Source organism: Bacillus sp. FSL K6-3312 (assembly GCF_038007485.1).
In the GTDB taxonomy this organism is placed as follows: domain Bacteria; phylum Bacillota; class Bacilli; order Bacillales; family Bacillaceae; genus Bacillus; species Bacillus pumilus.
This window is the reverse complement of sequence record NZ_JBBOXI010000001.1, coordinates 2087678-2105881: the sequence shown is the minus strand read 5'-3', so window position 1 is coordinate 2105881 and position 18204 is coordinate 2087678. Positions and strand designations below refer to the sequence as shown.

At 38.5% G+C, this 18204-nt stretch carries 20 protein-coding genes; 15 read left to right on the top strand and 5 right to left on the bottom strand.

Annotated elements, in window-relative coordinates:
- The first annotated feature begins 140 nt into the window (after positions 1-140).
- From MHI11_RS11005 to MHI11_RS10975, 7 genes are all read left to right on the top strand, one after another.
- Positions 141-764, top strand: coding sequence for a hypothetical protein (locus tag MHI11_RS11005; RefSeq protein WP_231953223.1), 624 nt, complete (start codon positions 141-143; stop codon positions 762-764).
- A gap of 228 nt (positions 765-992) precedes the next feature.
- Complete coding sequence (locus MHI11_RS11000) at positions 993-1499, top strand: hypothetical protein (protein ID WP_003211709.1); 507 nt, start codon at positions 993-995, stop codon at positions 1497-1499.
- Positions 1500-1548: 49 nt separating this feature from the next.
- Entirely contained in the window at positions 1549-1737 is a 189-nt protein-coding gene (locus tag MHI11_RS10995) for a hypothetical protein (RefSeq protein ID WP_003211444.1), read from the top strand.
- Positions 1738-2835: 1098 nt separating this feature from the next.
- A complete protein-coding gene (locus tag MHI11_RS10990) occupies positions 2836-3927 on the top strand; it encodes a Rap family tetratricopeptide repeat protein (RefSeq protein WP_340961078.1) in 1092 nt (363 codons plus the stop codon).
- Positions 3928-3929: 2 nt separating this feature from the next.
- Complete coding sequence (locus MHI11_RS10985; RefSeq protein ID WP_257736826.1) at positions 3930-4064, top strand: hypothetical protein; 135 nt, start codon at positions 3930-3932, stop codon at positions 4062-4064.
- Between the two features lie 127 nt (positions 4065-4191).
- Positions 4192-6117: a T7SS effector LXG polymorphic toxin gene (locus MHI11_RS10980; protein WP_340961076.1), complete on the top strand. Its 1926-nt coding sequence runs from the start codon at positions 4192-4194 to the stop codon at positions 6115-6117.
- 6 nt (positions 6118-6123) lie between these two features.
- Complete coding sequence (locus MHI11_RS10975) at positions 6124-6600, top strand: immunity protein YezG family protein (RefSeq protein ID WP_340961075.1); 477 nt, start codon at positions 6124-6126, stop codon at positions 6598-6600.
- A gap of 80 nt (positions 6601-6680) precedes the next feature.
- Here MHI11_RS10975 and MHI11_RS10970 read toward each other — a convergent pair whose 3' ends face one another.
- Positions 6681-7142, bottom strand: coding sequence for a macro domain-containing protein (locus MHI11_RS10970; protein ID WP_111911563.1), 462 nt, complete (start codon positions 7140-7142; stop codon positions 6681-6683).
- Between the two features lie 200 nt (positions 7143-7342).
- On the opposite strand from MHI11_RS10970, the gene MHI11_RS10965 reads away from it, so the two are divergent.
- Together MHI11_RS10965 and MHI11_RS10960 are read left to right on the top strand one after the other, a co-directional pair.
- Positions 7343-7885, top strand: coding sequence for a GNAT family N-acetyltransferase (locus tag MHI11_RS10965; protein WP_340961073.1), 543 nt, complete (start codon positions 7343-7345; stop codon positions 7883-7885).
- A gap of 139 nt (positions 7886-8024) precedes the next feature.
- Positions 8025-8606, top strand: a complete 582-nt coding sequence (locus MHI11_RS10960) for an undecaprenyl-diphosphatase (protein ID WP_340961072.1) — start codon at positions 8025-8027, stop codon at positions 8604-8606.
- Between the two features lie 53 nt (positions 8607-8659).
- Here MHI11_RS10960 and MHI11_RS10955 read toward each other — a convergent pair whose 3' ends face one another.
- Both MHI11_RS10955 and MHI11_RS10950 read right to left on the bottom strand, forming a co-directional pair.
- Positions 8660-9031: an iron chaperone gene (locus MHI11_RS10955; RefSeq protein ID WP_003212353.1), complete on the bottom strand. Its 372-nt coding sequence runs from the start codon at positions 9029-9031 to the stop codon at positions 8660-8662.
- A 482-nt stretch (positions 9032-9513) separates the two neighbouring features.
- Positions 9514-9759 (bottom strand): hypothetical protein, encoded by a 246-nt coding sequence (locus MHI11_RS10950; protein WP_034660753.1) that lies wholly within the window; start codon positions 9757-9759, stop codon positions 9514-9516.
- A 446-nt stretch (positions 9760-10205) separates the two neighbouring features.
- On the opposite strand from MHI11_RS10950, the gene MHI11_RS10945 reads away from it, so the two are divergent.
- The 5 genes from MHI11_RS10945 (at position 10206) to MHI11_RS10925 (ending at position 14521) form a co-directional block, all read left to right on the top strand.
- Complete coding sequence (locus MHI11_RS10945; protein WP_340961070.1) at positions 10206-10859, top strand: CotZ-related putative spore coat protein; 654 nt, start codon at positions 10206-10208, stop codon at positions 10857-10859.
- A gap of 74 nt (positions 10860-10933) precedes the next feature.
- Complete coding sequence (locus MHI11_RS10940; RefSeq protein WP_044141644.1) at positions 10934-11278, top strand: DUF3992 domain-containing protein; 345 nt, start codon at positions 10934-10936, stop codon at positions 11276-11278.
- 44 nt (positions 11279-11322) lie between these two features.
- Positions 11323-12477: a BclA C-terminal domain-containing protein gene (locus MHI11_RS10935; RefSeq protein WP_340961069.1), complete on the top strand. Its 1155-nt coding sequence runs from the start codon at positions 11323-11325 to the stop codon at positions 12475-12477.
- 256 nt (positions 12478-12733) lie between these two features.
- Complete coding sequence (locus tag MHI11_RS10930; RefSeq protein WP_044141426.1) at positions 12734-13846, top strand: Rap family tetratricopeptide repeat protein; 1113 nt, start codon at positions 12734-12736, stop codon at positions 13844-13846.
- A gap of 456 nt (positions 13847-14302) precedes the next feature.
- Positions 14303-14521 carry a hypothetical protein gene (locus MHI11_RS10925; RefSeq protein WP_044141425.1) on the top strand — a complete coding sequence of 73 codons (219 nt, stop codon included), beginning with the start codon at positions 14303-14305 and terminating at the stop codon, positions 14519-14521.
- Positions 14522-14561: 40 nt separating this feature from the next.
- On the opposite strand, the gene MHI11_RS10920 is transcribed toward MHI11_RS10925, so the two are convergent.
- Complete coding sequence (locus tag MHI11_RS10920) at positions 14562-15257, bottom strand: YoaK family protein (RefSeq protein WP_044141424.1); 696 nt, start codon at positions 15255-15257, stop codon at positions 14562-14564.
- Between the two features lie 34 nt (positions 15258-15291).
- On the bottom strand, positions 15292-17157 hold the full coding sequence (locus MHI11_RS10915; RefSeq protein WP_340961068.1) for a DNA ligase D: 1866 nt from the start codon (positions 17155-17157) through the stop codon (positions 15292-15294).
- A gap of 116 nt (positions 17158-17273) precedes the next feature.
- Here MHI11_RS10915 and ku point away from each other — a divergent pair, with 116 nt between their 5' ends.
- Positions 17274-18122: a non-homologous end joining protein Ku gene (ku, locus tag MHI11_RS10910; RefSeq protein WP_003211891.1), complete on the top strand. Its 849-nt coding sequence runs from the start codon at positions 17274-17276 to the stop codon at positions 18120-18122.
- Positions 18123-18204: the final 82 nt, after the last annotated feature.

Below are 18204 nucleotides of genomic sequence, written 5' to 3'. Positions count from 1 at the left end.
TATCTCTGTGCTTCCCTATTTGCACATGTATCTGAAATTAACAGACGCAACTCAGTATCAAGAAATTGTAAACAAAATGGGAATTATGCCGATAATATAATAACTATTTAAAAGAAGAACATTATTTGGAGGGTGAGTAAGTGAGTTTATGGAATACTATTAAGAATATGATTTTTAAACAAGAAGCAAAAAGTACTGTGAACACTTTAGAAGAAATAGCTGATCCGCCCCTGAAAATTGATGAATATCCAAAGTATGTGAGTGAAACTTCATACTCAGTAAAGTATGAAGAGGAAGATGCATTTTTTGAATATATCACATTCAATGTTGCTGGAGTAAGCTATTATCAAAAAGAAATAAAAAAGGCCATTGCCCAAGAAAAAGACAATTATAATTTTGAAGAAAAATATAATGGAATGACCAATACTGAAATATTAGAATACACTTATGACGAGCCTATTTTCCTTCATCAGGATGAATTTTTTTCTGATTGTTATTTGCAACTTGAGGAGGACAACGAACATGATCCTCAAGCTATTGCAGTCTATGTTAATGATTTGAAAGTAGGGCATGTTCCACTTAAAGATTATAAAAAAGGCAAGGAATTTATATTCAGATATCTTAAAGATGGTATTTCCCATCCTGTTTCATCGAGATTGTATGGTGGGAAATATAAAATTAACCGTGATGATATAAAAGTTGATACTGGTGAATCCACTTACAAAATCGAGTGTCAAATAGTTATTAAGACGAATAAGCAGTAAGACAGATGGTTTTCAAATAAGATGATGTTTTTATGGATTATCAATAATATGTATATTGAACCATTAAAGGTATGCAACCAAAACCCTATTTACTTCATTTATTTACAAATGATAGCATAAAACCGAGGAGGGTTATTCTTAACAGCTGAAACAAAATATTGAATTACAAAAATATGCTTAATATTTGTTAGAAGTATAGCCACTAAATATTTAAAATTAGGAGTTATTATGAAAAATTTAAGCACTTCAAAAGGATTATTACTCTCAATGGTTGCTGGAGTTTCTTTTTTAACAGTCACACCTTTTGCAGAAGCAAATGCTGCTAAAGCTCTCGAAAAAGAACAGTCCTATTCTTATTCATCTGTAAAATCTTCTTTTGATCAATCAAAAGAGCCTACAATAGATGAGATTGCACAGTATTGGAATCTAAATGAAGAAGAAACAGTAAAATTCAAAAAAACTATACAAGAATTTCAAGAAAAGGAAAATGGGGAAGCCTCTGTACATGGTAAATTCACATCGGCTATAAAAGCAATAAAAGGTGCTTATGACCAATTACCGAAAAAACTTAAGGTAATGATAGGCGGTGTTACTGGGTTAGAAACGATTCTAATGACTCTAGAACATTATACAGGCGCTCTAGAACATGGTATCTATTTAGGCGCTCTTAAAGTTACTGGAAATGAAAATGCTGCGTGGTGGGTCGCTAAAACCATAATGCTGTTTGTTTTTTAAACTTAGCTAAAACATCCTAATGGTAAAATTCAAGGAGGTGCTTAATTAGATGACACAGGAAAATAAGGCATCTAAAAGTGTGTTAATTACTTTACCTATCGCTATTATAGCTGTTGTGTTGGTTTTAAGTAAAATTGATACACCTGTCACTAATGTTTTATTTTATATTGTAGCTTTTGGTGTTATGGGTTTAACTGTTTCAAGTTTAATAAAAGATCACAAAAAAAAGAAAAATTAATCACTTATGAGGGGGCTACGTTTATAGCTCCCTGTTTTTGATTTTTAATCTATTTCGGATATCTGTTTCTTGTAATAAACAGAAAGGGTAGATATGTTGATAACAAAAACACTTTCCTCGCCGACATTTAAATTTCAGGTATTGATGGGTATCGTATTAGTTACACTAATAGAATTATTAAACAATATCATTCTTTTATATTATCCGAAGGGGATTAAATAACGAGCACTCACAATAAAATTTTTGAGAAGGTTAAATTAGACTTAACTGCAAAACATATTGACGTAACAAAACCTGGATTTTATGATGATCCAAATTTTATAGAGAATGAGAAAGTAGACTCGAAATTTTTAGAGAATTATGCAAAGTTTGTTCTGTACAAAGAATACAAGGATGATTATAAAAATCATGCACAAAAGTTCTTTCACTTGTTGCAGAACTATTGTATGAAGAACTAAAAACTGACGGAAGGCAAAACGCTTGTGTAGATATGGCAGGAGTGCTATCGAAGCAGAAGGAGTATGGAACTATATAGTATTTGGAGCCTTGACAATAGATTTCCCTAAAAATAGCGGTTTATCTCAACTCCATTATTGGCCTGTTAGTTCTGGCTCCTTGCAAAAAACTGCAGCACATGCTTGGTGCGTAGTGCTTCCTTTTGGTGTAGTTGATTTAACCATAAAAAACAAGGTTTATCTAATAAACACAAAACATTAATCCCAGACTATGATCTATATTTAAAAAGAGAATGAGTGTTTCGGAAGAAAATGTTTTAAAGTTGTTTCTACGCCACCAACTTCAATACCACTTCTAAGCAATTCTTCATGTTTTAAGCATCAACTTGCTCTTCTTTTTTGTACTAAATCCACCTTTAGAAAGCTCTGTTACTTCCTGTGTTACAGGATCCATATTTATAATTCTGTACTGCCAGGCTGTTCCTCTTTTTATGCACTCTACATAAAACATAGCTTTTATAGAAACGTATTTTTGCATTTTGCGGGATACCGAAAACTTTTAAAATGACCACCTCGACTTTACATATGTTGTAAATAACGTGTTAAAATTATACAAAGAAAATAATAGCAAGGGGGTAATGTGATGTCGAATTTGATTTCTTCAGTAGATGTAGCAAACACTCTCAACAAATGGTATTTACATATTAAAAAGAGGGAAGTTTCACAAGCAGAAGAGTTGAGGGATGAGATTCAAGAGATGTTAGGTGAAATGGAAGAAAATCAAGATGTTTTACTCTATTTCAATATTCTTGATTATAGATTTAAGGTACTTATGGAAGATTTAGTGGGGCAGCCAACAATAACAGAAAGCGAAAGAGTCAAAACAGATGACATGCTAAGGTTTTACTTTTATCTTTTCAAAGGTATGTACGAGAGTGCAAGGAATAATTATTCAGAAGCTCTAGTCCTATTTAGAGTAGCTGAGAGACAATTGGACAAGGTACATGATGAAATTGAAAAGGCTGAGTTCCATTATAAAATTGGCACACTCTACTATTTCAATAAGGTCACGCTCCTTTCTCACCATCATCTACAAACAGCAAAGGACATCTACAAAGGTCATGAAGGTTACAGCATACAGACCATAAACTGTAATATGTTGTTGGCACTGAATTTGATTGATGATGGTAGACTACACAAAGCTGAAAAAATGCTTTTGGAGTGTGTTGATAGACTGATTGAGAAGAATGATAAGAGATTGTTAGCGTTGGCTTATTATGATTTAGGATTTCTCAAAATTCAGGATGACCACCATATAGAAGCAATTGAATATTTCAACAAAGCAATTTCCGCAGATGATCTAAAACAGTCAGCCCCTGTTTCATACTTACAATGTGCGTATGAATTTGCAAGATCAAGCTATAAATCAAATCAATTGGATCAGGCAATAAGTTGGGTTGCTGAGGGGAAATCCTTTTCTAAAGAACAGCAAAACACAAACTTTATTTTGAAATTCAATATCCTTGAGAAATGTTATATAGCTCCACGAGAAAGCTATGAGGATATCAAGAAAGGGCTATGTTTTTTGGAAGAAAGAAAAGCATATGTTGATATAGAGGCTTTAGCTCCTGATGTTGCATCCATTTATAAGAAGTTAAATCTTTATGAAGAAAGTAACTACTTCTTGGAATTGGCTTTAAAATCTTGTACGCTTATAGGAAAGGAGGTCATATGATCATGAAAAAAATAATGATGATGATTACTACTGCTTTGCTATTAGGTACAATTCTTGGAATGCCTGTTGGACAACAAACTCAAGCAGATGCTAAAAATGAGGTAGTGTTACTTTTCTCTAGAGGTGCAGGATCATAAAGCGCGATAGGGTTTTAATCCACCACTACGGAGGATAATTGGTTAAAAAAAGATAAAGTGGATTAAAGTGTCAGACTCCTTATGGTATTCTAGTAAAAGAATATTCCATAAAAGGAGTCTTTTTTATATGAAAATATTAGATGCTCCATCTTTACTATCAGCTGTCGAACAGAGGTCAAAGGCCTATCATGAGCTTCAAGAAGAGATGAAACTTGTGAAAAAAGCATTAAAAGGTGTATCGGGATTAGGTGATGAGTTTACTGGAAAAGGTGCAGATAATATCAAAGCTTTTTATAATGATCTTGCACTATACACAGACACTTATCTTGATTTTATCGATATGCAAAAGGCTTTTTTAGATGGAGTGAAAGGAAAGCTGGATGATGAATCATTAGGCGGGAGTACATTTATTGATGAGCACTTCCTAGATGCTCAATTGAAGCAAGGCATTCAGAATAATAAAGATATGGTAAAAGAACAAAAAGAAGCTCTTTCCACTATTTTTGACGATATCAGTGATTTAATTGAATTACACACATTTTCAAGTAAAGAAGTCAATGAACATTTAGACGATGCGAACAAAAAAAGAAAAGAGACAATTGATGCTTTACATAAAATAGATCATGAGCTAAAAACAGAATACGCAAAATCAGAAGCGATTGAGAATCACCTCAAAACTTTTTATTCAAAAATGATGGCTGCTACAGGAAAAGGTAAGAACGCTCAGCCCATGTATTATGATGCAAAAGCATTTCACGAGACAGATGTGTACAAGAATCATGATAAAATCGATGCACAGGTGAAAGCATATTTGAAGGTGAAAAAAGAAGAAAAAGAGAAACGAAGAATCAAAGAATTGAAAGAAAAGCTCAATGATCCTTCGTGTATATCAGAAGCGAAATACTTTGAGATTGTAGATGAAATTGGATATGAAAATCTTTCTTACGATCAAAAAATGTATTACAGCCAGCTGCTCCAAATCAAAGCGCAGGAAGAAGCATCAGAGGTATTCGTTGATAGTGTAAAAGGTGCTGCTGTTGGTCTATATGATGTGGCCAAAGATACAGTACTTGGCATCTACGATCTTGTAACAGACCCTGGGGGTGCCGTTGAATCGGTCGTAACGGCTGTTTCTCACCCAATTGAAACATCGAAAGCTATTGGAAAATCGATTTCAGATTCATTCCAAAAAGAAGTCGTAGATGGTGATGCGTATTCTCGTTCACACTGGTTCGCCTATGCGACTGGTTCACTAGCCGAAATCGTCTTTGGTTCCAAAGGGGCAGGAGCCATCACAAAAACAGGAACAACAGCGGCGAAAACAACAGTGAAGAAAGGGCTTGAACAAGGAGCAAAATCATTAGACAGAGTCTCTATTCCGAATCTATTGCCGTACTCACCAAAGTTTCAAATGGCTGGTGGACCGAAGCTACCGTATAACGTTTTTAACGGCGAAAATCTCAAAAATAAACTCCTCTCCATGGCAAAGCGTCTCGACAACAATTCAGGCTACGGAATCTCTCAGACAGGTAGACGATTACCAGCACCCAAATCACCGCCAACCGTTGTCAGTTACGGAGATCACTATGTAAGGTGGAAACGTAAAAAAGTATTAAAACCAAATGTCGTTTATTCAACAAAGCAAGGGTACACCTACACAACCGATCACTACGGACGTATTGTCAAAGTCGAAGCAAGTGATTTAAAATACGGAGAGGTCAAAAGAAACCAGTACGCTCAATCTAATTCAGGTAAGCCAGATCGATTACTGGATGATGATGGTGGGCATTTAATTGCGTCAATTTTTAAAGGTTCAGGTGATATTGATAACCTGCTTCCGATGAATTCACAGATTAATCGTAGTGGTGGGAAATGGTACACTATGGAGCAACGGTGGTTGAAAGCTTTAAATTCAAACCCACCTAAACAAGTAGCAGTGAGCATTGAAGCTATCTATAAAGGAGATTCATTACGACCTGTTAGTTTCTCTGTGGAGTATAAAATTGGAGAACGTTATTCTCAAGCATTTATTAAGAATCAACCTGGAGGTTAAAACTCAATGGAAGAATTAGAAATAAACTATAAAAAAATAGCAGAATCAATTAATGAATTAATACCATGTGATTGGGATAAAGTTTGGATGTATGCAGAAATACTTGATGATTCGGCTGAGATAGTGTTTTATTTTAATGAGCAAAATGAAAAAGAATATGTATATGGACATCAAATTCCTCATAAATATAATGTAAGTAAGTCAACATACATCCACTTATTATACGAACTTAGTGAAATTTTTGAAGAGTTGAAAAAGACATATATACAAAATGGTTTAGGTGCTTGGACAACAGCTACTCTCCAATTAGATGTTTCAAGGAAATTCACTATTGATTTTGGATACGAAGATGTTTATTCTTTAGGAATTGACAATGTACAAAGAATAGCAGTTTGGGAATATGAAAATTTCGGATTTTTACCCGACGATGAGGAAGATAAAGAAGCTGTATTAAATTATTTAAAAAATAAAGAGAACAACTAACACGCATTACCCTCCTAATCAAGGAGGGTTTTTGTATGCCTGAATTTTATATATTTCATAATATAAATACCTCAATTCACTTATCTAAACCGATAAACCGTCACTTCACAATCACCCAGTACTTCTTCCATCATCTCTTCAACAATCGTCCAATCGCCGCCAGCCAATCCGCAGCCAATCCCGTATGGAATGGCGATGGACGTTTGGTTTTTCAGTTCAGGTGATTGTGTCACTGTATCCTTTAGGTGTTGAAAGCAGCTGCGTAAAGCATCGTAGTCGGTTTGCTTTCTTGTTCTTCCATACCCAGTTTGAGCAAATAAGTTGGCAATTGTTTTTCCGTCATTAGTTGTGATGAGTTGAACGGAGCTTAACAAGTCATCTCCATGTTCTGTACATAATTGTTTATACTCTTTGTGCACATTGGGATATTTGCTTTTAATTTGTTTGGCTAATCCAGCACCCATGACCCCTTTACAGTTCACCTGGTGACAGATGATGTCTTCACTTGCCTCTAAAATGTTGCCATCCACTGTTTTGATCATATCGTGTAACCCCTTTTTAATAAAATAGAAACTTATGTTCTATTTTATCAGTTTTGATCAAATGATTTAATAGCAAAATGCTTTTTATGAGTTTCATTTATTGAAGACAGTTTACAACAACTTGATTGTCAAAGCTTGCTCATGTCATCTAAAATATGGAGAGACTAGAAAATACGAAATGATGCAAAGAGGAGTTATTTATGAATCAATTAGAAACGAATCGTTTAATTCTTAGACCGTTTTGCAATGAAGATGCGGCAGGGATGCTTGAGTACTTGTCTAATCCAAGAGTAAATTGTTTTCTCACTGATCGAATTTCTTCATTAGAAGAAGCTTTGGCTATAGTGCAAAAGAGAAGAAAAGACCATTCATATGTAGCGGTTTGTTTGAAAGAAAGTGGGCAGATTATCGGTGAGTTGTTTCATTTAAAAGAGGAGCCTGATACGTATTCAATCGGCTGGAATTTCAATGCGGCATATGAAGGGAAGGGGTATGCACGAGAGAGTGCTGAAGCATTTTTGTCCTATTTATTTGTAGAAAAGGGAGCAAGGCGGCTTTATGCCTATGTAGAAGATGATAATGTCCGTTCGCAGGCATTATGTGAGCGATTAGGCATGCGGAGAGAAGGCCTTTTTCTTGAGTTTATTTCATTTACTACATATGAGGATGGCACCCCTAAATATGAAAACACGTACCAATATGCTTTACTAAAAAAGGAATGGGAGCAGCGTCACTCTCTATAGAGCAGTAAGTAAATGATGTCAGTGACAGCAAAGTGACAAACATGTCATATGGTTCCATGGTTTGTTCGTTCAATCGATGGAAGAGTCATCTTATTTCAATTATCCTTGTCATAAATCGAGGAAAAAGGAATGAAATGAGATGCAGGGATATAATGAAGATTTATTTAGGTGGGTGAATCAGCTCAGTATCGATCATGGTTATTTGAATCCGATATTCATTGGACTAGCTGAATATACTGTGCTGTTAGCAGCGGTCACGTGTCTGTTCATATGGTTTCAAAATCGAAGTAGAACCAATAGGGGGATGGTTGTATCTGCCGGACTTACTTTCATATTGGCAGAGTTAATGGGGAAAATCGCAGGAATTTTTTATTACAACCAGCAGCCCTTTGCCGAAATGAGTCATGTCAATCTTTTGATTCAAAAGGAAGTGAATAACTCTTTTCCGAGTGATCATACCATCTTTATTTTTTCTGTATGTCTGATCTTTTGGCTTTTTCACAAACGCCATGTTTATTGGCTGATCATAGCGTGCGCTGTTGGTTTTTCAAGGATTTGGGTAGGTGTCCATTATCCATTTGATGTCTTAGCAGGTGCTGTCATAGCGAGTTTAACAGCGGTCGCTGTTGTCTATTTGCCGATATGCCAAAGGAGCGTGAATGCCATTTTGTCATGTTATGAGTGGCTTGAGCAGAAAATTGTAAGGAAGAGAACAAAATAACATGTTGCACCAAAATCCCCCCGATCTGTTTATTGATCAGATCGGGGGGATTTTTATTTTCGCCAAAACGTTGAACAATCCGCCTTGTCTTCGATATTAAATTCGATGATTTTCTTTAGGAGAGGATAATCAACTGGCAAGCTTTCCTTCATGCGAAACATCTTTTTTCCATGATCGTAACCCGCTTGTACAATGTCAGCTGAAAAGTGATCAATTCCTTTACCTTCTGGTGCGACAGAAATGTGATGTTTTGCCACGCTAAACCCAATAATAAATGTGCCATGGTCCGTGAACATGGGCTGATTCCAAGCAATTTTTGGCTCTAATTGAGGGAATGTGTCTAATATCCATTGTAAAATGTCTTGCGTGCGCTGCTTCAGCTCTGGATTACCGATATTGCCAACATATTCTTCAAACACATGCATGATGTTTTATCCTCCAATTTCATCGACCTCATAAGCCTCAGACGGGATTCGAACCCGCACTCCTTTCGTAAGCATAGGCTAGGGGCAACACGCTTCCCTACGGAATTTCACCAACAGGAATTTCGCCTGTCTCAGCTAGTGTGCTTTTCGGTGCTTCTGAAACCCTTGCCTTGCGACCCGTCAGCTACAATTTGTTTTACGGCGCTCTTCCCTTCTAGAGCTACTGAGGCGCGGAAGTTAATTGATCATATGATATATAGTAAAATGCTAATAGGGGTATTGTAAAGAAAAATCAAAAGGAAGAGATGATCTTCAAACTAACCATTAAAAGATAAAAAATGAAATCAGTATGTGTGAAAGATTGTATACATGTTTAAAAAAGCCTTACCTAAACCTATCTTACGCTCTCAATGAGGTTTTATATAAAGCTCCCGTTTATAGTAAAAAACGACCCCGAAATTGGAAGTCGTTTTGTGAAAGTTTTATTTTGAAACAAAGCATTTTCCGTTAGATAATACTTCGCATTTCACAAGGAAATAACTGTTGCTACTTGTCCAAACTTGAGTGTAACTGACCCCATTTTGTTTAATTAATACGTAGTCCCACTGATCAGGATAAGCATCTCTGACCCACTCTAACGGAGCAGCACTTGCAGTATTCATAGAAAATAACATGGTTGCTGAAAAGGCGATAGATAATACAGCTTTTTTTAATGTTGATTTTTTCAAACAAAACAACTCCTTAATAGTAATTTACCTATTATTTATAAATAGGTTGATTCAATAGTATCAAAGAGAAAGAGTATTTTGTGTCGAAATTTGTAAAAATACCTTAAATTTACCTATTTTTATAAGGTGATCATTTTCACAATTTATGAATAACCTTTTAACTCCTTTATAGGCGTATTAATTTGGCTTTTTATTTAGGAATAGCTGGCATCGTTTTTGGCGGAGCATGACAGAAAACCGGCGTAATATCCCAAGATTCAATAGGAAAATGACAACTTCTAAGTAACTTTTCGTTCAGTACATTTTGCGGTTAGTTCCCTGGTGACCTTTTCAGTCCCTAATTTTTAGGCGAATCGCACAAAATAGTCAAAGACACATATGATAAATGACCATATGGATTTGTATACAGCATTGAATTGGGCTGATGGAAAGTGACAAACCTGTTGATGAGTAAACTGAAAGAGATCAATATTCAAACAAAAAATGAAGGCTTTACTCACAAACGTCCAATAAGTTCTCCTTTTTTGCTCATCATGGAAGATGGGGAACCTTTCTACTCATGGGTGTTCTTTGAAAGAAGTGTGTTTAAGACTTGCTATTTTTCCTTGATTTCCATCAATGAAGAACAGAATTGTGTGGTGTTAGAGCTTCTTGTTCCATGCTGCATGCGATCGATGTGTTGTCACAAAGTTTTATATCGATCCAGTTCAAAGATCCTTGTTGATCTTTCTTTTTTATGCGGAATGATTGAAGCAGATCTGCCAGTCTATGATGCGCTCATTTTAAAGAACATAGAGCCTCACCACCTCCTTCTTGATTTTTCAACATCGCCCAGTTCGATTGAAATCTGGCGGAATGGAACAAAATCACCAAATGCAGCAACAGTGGTTTTGCATCATCGTGATGATCAAGATGTGCCAGTTTCTATCACGATTCAAACGAAAAAAGCATGTCACGATATATGTGTTCAAAAAGGAGAAAGTCGATCAATTACTGTAAAAGATATGATGTTGATTTTCAATCATCAAACCACTGAAAAGGTGCAAGCACGCTTAGACATTCAATTGAACATGGTACAAAGGAAAAAAATAAGGCTTTGAGTCTGGGATAATCGCACAATCTTCGTAGATCACTAGATCATAGTCTATCAAGAATAGGTTGAAGGAGGGTTTAAATGGCTATTTTAGGCGGGTGTAGTAATGAACAAACAGGCTTTGTGAATGATGCGGTATGCTTTACAGTCGACTTAGCAGCAGCAGCGGATCCAGTAATCGTCTGGACGGATGGAACACCATTTGTCATAAACGGGACCATTATGGTGGAAAACAACGGAATCGTGGCTGTAGCTCCAACTGTGACATTAGAGGTCAACGGTGCGGCAGTTCCAGATTTCACTGTACCTCCAGGAGAGAGTCGATCCATTACGCTAAGTGATCTTAACTCCATTGGGATTGTAGCAACTGGTGGGACCTCGACTGGAAGTATTGTCGTTTCTTTTTCTCTCAATTATCAGTATTAGTGTGAATGTCTTGAAGATTCCACAGTTTGAAAGAAGTGAGAGGCATGTGTGCCCAACTTAATATGTGTGGAGGAATAACGGGTCCAACCGGATCAACTGGTTTAACGGGTCCAACCGGATCAACGGGAGTAACAGGCCCGACCGGAGCAACAGGCCCGACCGGAGCAACTGGTTCAACGGGAGTAACAGGTCCAACGGGAGCAACTGGTTTAACGGGTCCAACCGGATCAACGGGAGTAACAGGTCCAACGGGAGCAACTGGTTTAACGGGAGCAACCGGATCAACGGGAGTAACAGGCCCGACCGGATCAACGGGAGTAACAGGCCCGACCGGAGCAACAGGCCCAACGGGAGTAACAGGCCCGACCGGATCAACAGGTCCAACGGGAGCAACTGGTTCAACGGGAGTAACAGGCCCAACCGGATCAACAGGTCCAACGGGAGCAACTGGATCAACGGGAGTAACAGGCCCAACCGGATCAACAGGTCCAACGGGAGCAACTGGTTCAACGGGAGTAACAGGCCCAACGGGAGCAACAGGTCCAACGGGAGCAACTGGTTTAACGGGTCCAACCGGATCAACGGGAGTAACAGGCCCAACGGGAGCAACTGGTTTAACGGGTTCAACCGGATCAACGGGAGTAACAGGCCCAACGGGAGTAACAGGCCCAACGGGAGCAACTGGTTTAACGGGTCCAACGGGTCCAACCGGATCAACGGGAGTAACAGGCCCGACCGGAGCAACTGGTTCAACGGGAGTAACAGGCCCAACAGGAATAACCGGTACAATTGTAACCGCTAACTCAATGTACGCGTCAAATACGTCGGGAAGTACAGTGCTTGTTGTCGTAGGTGGAACAGCTGTTTCTTTGCCCAATCACCAGAGTTTAGATGGTTTTACAGCTAGTGGTGGAAATACGGTATTTACAGTGCCTGTCTCAGGTCGCTATTTTATCACGTATCAAGTGAACACAAGTGTGGCGCTGCTTGCTGGAACAAGGCTGGTTAACAGTGGATCTGCCATTCCTGGTTCTATATTAACACCCGCTTTATCGGCATCTACCTACAACGTATCACTCATTACAACACTTGCAGCAGGTAACCAAATTTCTCTCCAAATTTTCGGTTTAATCGCAACAGTGGTGTTACTTGGGGGAGGTTCTGTTGGAGCGGCACTTACCATCATACGATTGGAATAAGGAAAAAAAGCCCCCAAAAAGGGCTTTTTTCATTTTATCACGAGATGACTGGTTACTTTAAAATCGAAAAAAGGCGGAATTTTTACGCAAACTTCATTGACTAGAAGAAAGAAACGCATTTTTAAAGGAAACGGTTATTGAAGATTCAAGTGATTCATATTAAAATGATCTCAAATGGACTAATTAGCAATTGCTAATAGAAGTTCCATATTTAGTGAAATCATGTGTTGCAGTTGTAGGTGATTGGGGGTGTAGAATGAGCAAGATTCCTGTTGCGGAATTGGCATCATTATTAAATGACTGGAACATGGAAATTAAAAAAGATCATGCAGATGAGGCAGAACGGCTATTTGCTAAAGCGAAACAAGCAGTAGAGGAAATTGATGATGCGGACATCCTTATGTATTATTCTCTTCTTGAGAAGAGGCATCACATTCTCATGTACAATTTAAGAGGTCAAAAGGGCAGTGTTTCAACGAAAAGTATAGAAGGTCTTCACGGGAAAAAAGAGGATGACTTATCTAACCGCCTTGCCTACTATTTTGATTTTTATGAAGGTGTGTATGAACAGCATCAAGGGAATTACGAGGTTGCATTGCAAATGTATCAAAGTGCTGAAAAGCTCTTAGATAAAATCCCAAGTGAGATCGAACGTGCTGATTTCGATTTTAAGGTGGCCTGGCTTTACTACCGGCTTAGTCATATCATGCTCTCATTAAGCTATATCCGCAGAGCCCTTCACGTCTATAAACGTCACAAACAGTATGAAAGAAGAACGGCACTTTCATACTCTCTCGTTGCAGCGAATCTAACAGAGATCGGCCGGTACGAAGAGGCACTTGAGAATTATCGTCTGGCGGAAGAGGTTTTGACAAGCGAGCAGGATGACTTTATGCTGGCTCAGCATCACCACAATGTGGCTATTTTATATTCATTTTGGAACAAACCGAAAGAATCAATACGTCATCTTGAAAAAGCGCTGTCCCATCAAGAGTATTATGATTCAGATTTCTTTTTCCATTCTACGTATCTGATCAGCCGGGAACTCTGTGTGATTGGTGAAACGCAGCGTGCAAGCCAATATATAGAGGCTGCATATGCCAAAATAAAAGATGCTTCTCATGAAGTGTTTCAGCTCAAAATAGGCATCGTCCATGATCTTTACTTAACGAATGCGCCACAAAGATTTCAGAAAATTGATGAGAAATTAAGAAAGTTAGAAGAGAAGAATGAATATCATGAAGTAAAAGAGCTTTCACATTTTGCGGCAAAATATTGTGAAAAGCAAGCACTTTTTGAGAAGTCTGTTTTTTACTTGAACAAAAGTTTAGAAGCGGATTTACATATGAAAAGAATGGGGTTGATTTAAGATGAAAACAGGATTGAAAGTATTATTCGTTGTAGGTTTAGCTATCGCTGCGTCTGTTCTAACTCAAAACGTTGCGGGTTCATTCGAAGTAGCAGAAAAAATCATTGGTGGTTAATCACTAATCCATATCTCGCCCTTGTTGATGATCGTCAGCAAGGGTTTTTTGTTTAAATAGGCTCTTCTTATTAAACGCTACAAGAGCGTTTAATAAGAAGAATTCGCAACAAAGGGGGTGTGCAAATTTGTTACCTGCCCCATTATTCTAAATAAACATAGGGCAGAGCAACAAGTTAAAAAGGTCACCTTTCTTTGCTTAATTTAATTTTTTGCAGGACTTTTCATTCAAATTTTATCAGATTGGTCTATTGTACATAGAATTGAAAGAAAAAGTGTGAACACCGCTCCGTTTGTCATGCATATGATGAGATGAAGTGTATCTAGAGGGTAGGTGATTGTATGGATCCACGGGTGTATGGAGGCTTTCACGGAGGCGGTTTTAGTGGAGGAGCAGTGGGCCCTCATATCGGCTTTGGCGGGTATTATGTGAGCCCTGGTGTGTTCTCTGGTTTAGGCGGTTTCCCTGGATACGGTGGATTCGGGACATTTTCTGGATATCCGTATGGCTCCACGTTCATTATGGGGCGTCCTCCTGGTTTTTATGTAAGAAGTTATTAGTGTTTCATTACAGTGATTGAAATAGCCATCTAACGATTGGCTATTTCAATTGATGAAAGTGCTTAAATGCAGCAGTTATCACAATGACTCCCAGGATAGAGATAGGAAGCCAAATGATGATAAACGGATCGTATGCATCAGTGTATGCCGCTAAAGCAGCACCTAGGCAGTAAAAGACAATAGAGCCTATTCGCATGAAACTGACATGCTGAATGGGAGCTGTTCTTTTTTTTCGATGTGAAATGCGCTGAGCCAAATCCTCAAATAGGTTGGCGAGTGTATTCGTTAGAACCGTTGTGGAAATGCCAGCCACATTTAATTTGCGGGCGGCCGCTGTCTGTAGGCCCATGGCCATACTTAAAAGGATAATCAGCATAAAATAAGCACCTTGTGTATAAGGGAAAATGGTCATGAGAGCAAATAGAAGCAGTATCAGGACTTCTATGATAAAGATACGTGTAACGGCTTTTGGCCAAAACGTTTTCTCATGCTTTCCGCCTATCACAACAGCCAGTAAAACCCCTAAAACAAATCCACTCAGTGCGGTGATGGAATGAAGGGCAGTAAGCTGCAAGGAGCTTCCTGCTGCAATGCCAAGCAGCACAATATTACCTGTCATATTGGCTGTAAATACATGCCCTAAGCTCAAATAGCCAATCACATCCACAATACCTGCTGCAAGGCACAAGAAAATAAGTGCTATATTTCGAAATGAATGTGCGGTCAAAATGGTCATCCCTTTCTTACTCTCTAATGAATAAGTGTAACGCTTAATGACCGCGTATGTCCATCTTATGTGCCGGTATAATGTCCTCAAGCCGGTGCAAAACTTGTCTGAAAGTGTCATCATTTACAAGGTGCCTCATGCGGCGGAATGGATCGCCTTTTTCCTTTAGGCGCTCTATCACAGTTGGCATGGTAAACAAAGAAGGATGAAGTCCATCTTGATGGAGTTCGTCCCATTCAAGCGGTGTCGCTACAAGTCCAAGCTCATTTCCTCTTGGTGAATAGGGCGCAATGATTGTTTTTCCAGCATCGTGCTGAATATAGTCTAAATACAAGCGCTTGCCGCGTTTTTTCTTAAGACGTTCCAGAGTAAATAGCTCAGGGGCTTGTTCACATAAAAATTGGCATATAAACGCGGTAAATGTTCTCGTTTCTTCGTATGTGAAGGCATTTTTCTTTAATGGAATATACACTTGTAGTCCTTTACCACCGCTTGTTTTAATAAAGGCTGTGAGAAAGAGGCCGTCTAAAAGCGTTTTGATTCGCTTGGCAGCTTCTATGGCTAGATGAAACTCGTTAACAGACGGCGGGTCTAAATCAAAGACGATTTCGACCGGCCGGTTCGTATCCCTTGTTTCAAAAGGAATATGAAATACCATTGCAAGCTGGTTGCCAAGCCAAAGAAGCGTCTGAGGGTCATTACAGACCGTGTAAGCAATATCATCAGCTTGATCGGTCAACACATAATCTGGCGCATAATCAGGTGTCGACTTTTGATAAAAGAATTCATCCCCGGCGCCATGAGGAAACCGAATTAAAGTCAGCCGTCTTTCACGTAAAAAGGGCAAGAGATAGGGAGCTGCTTGTCTCAAATAAAGTAAGTAATCTGCCTTGTTCAGATGAAGAGCTGGCACAATCGGTTTTTCAGGATGAGTGATGTCAATCACAGCAGGGAGCGGATACAGCTGTTTGAGCATTTGCTGAAACGTACACGTCGCTGGATCAGTATCTAGTAAAAAGGAAGAAAAACGCGGCTCTCTTAAGGCGGATCCATCAAAGGAGATACAAGCAATGCTCGCGACGATAGAAGGTGGGATTTCATATCTTGATGCCCCTGTTTGATTGCCTTTTGTTTGAAAGAGCGTACGCAGCATTTGTTCTTCTTCTTTAGAAAATCCATGCTTGAATTGGACAACCTCGGTGAGATGATGACCTTGATAAATACAGCCTTGGAAGTAGCCATTTTCTTTATCAAAACGAGTAACAATGACAGAGATATATCGCCAGTTTTTGACTTTCAGCCATTCTTTTGACCGGGTATTGTCGTGCCATTTACTCGTCCTTTTTTTCGCAACGAGTCCTTCTGCTAAATACGTCGTCATCAGCTTTTTCATATGTTCAGGATTTGTGTCTGTATGAATGAGTTGAAGAAGGGAAGGGTGCTCAAGCTGAACAGATGGCGGAAGTTTTGCTGCTTTGAAAACTTGCTGTAACTGTTTTTTCCTTTCCATCAACGGCAAATCAATTAGAGATTGCCCTTTGCATCTTAATAGATCAAATGCGATCAAATGACATGGAAACCGCTCAGCCTGCAGCTTTATAGCCTCTTTGTTTTTCAGCCTGCCTCTTTGCTGAACCCTCGCAAAATCGCTTTGCTGTTCATCCAGTAAAAAGACCAATTCCGCGTCAAACGTCAGAGGTAAAAAAAGAGCAAACTGATCCCTTAATTGTTCGCACTGTTCAATCACCTCAGGAAACTGTTCGTTTAATCGTTTTCCGGCTCTGCTTTCTAAATGAATTTTGTTTTGATCCCACGTCAGAATGACTCGAAAGCCGTCATATTTTAATTCATACACCCAGTCTGCACCGGTAGGAACCTCATGTGCAGCCGTTAATCGCATAGGTTTCATTTGTGCATGTCACTTCCTCATATGATGTGTTCTTAGAGTGGGATGAAATTTTCATTCACATACATAAGTCTAACGAAAACATTGCATAGTAAGGAGAAAAGAATGGAGGCGACGCGATGCATACAGTTTGGAAAGGCGGCATTAGCTTTGGACTAGTCAATATTCCAGTGAAGCTGTTTACCGCTACAGAGAACAAAGATATTAAGTTAAGACAGCTGCATAAAGAGTGTCATACGCCCATTAACTATAAAAAGGTTTGTGCCAACTGCGGGGAAGAGGTGGCACCAGAACAAATTGTAAAAGCGTACGAGTATGCAAAAAATAAATTCATTGAATTAGACGAGGAAGAGCTTGAAAAACTGCGAAAAGAAAATGAAGAAAAAGCCGTGGAAATCATTGATTTTGTAAAAATAGAAGAGATTGATCCAATCTATTATGAAAGAAGTTACTTTTTATCACCAGATACCGGCGGAGCGAAGGCTTATTCATTATTAAGAAAAGCTTTAGAGGAATCGGGGAAAATTGGTGTGGCAAAGATTATGATCCGCTCAAAGGAGCAATTAGCAATTGTTAGGTGCTATGAACATATTTTGCTGATGGAAACCATTCATTTCCCTGATGAAATTAGACAGGTATCAGATGTACCGAATATCCCCCAAGAGGAAAACATTGTGAAAAAGGAGTTAGATACAGCGCTTCTTTTAATCGAGCAATTAACCACAACTTTTGATCCAGCTGCCTATCAGGATGAATACAGAGAACAGCTGATGAATTTAATTGGAGATAAAATATCTGGAGAACATACAGTTCAGCCAGAAACGACAGGTAAAAAAGATCCTGCATCCAATGTGACCGATTTAATGGCAGCTCTACAGGCTTCAATCGACCGATCAAAACCAGCCAAAGCGAAAAAAGCAGCACCTAAAAAAAGAAAAGCACCAGCGAAAAAAGAAAAGAATGCATAAAATAAGACCGCTTTCGAGCGGTCTTCACTTTCTTCTTTTTAGCGTGATAGAAAACCTTTGAAGTCTAGGAAGGACGAGCACC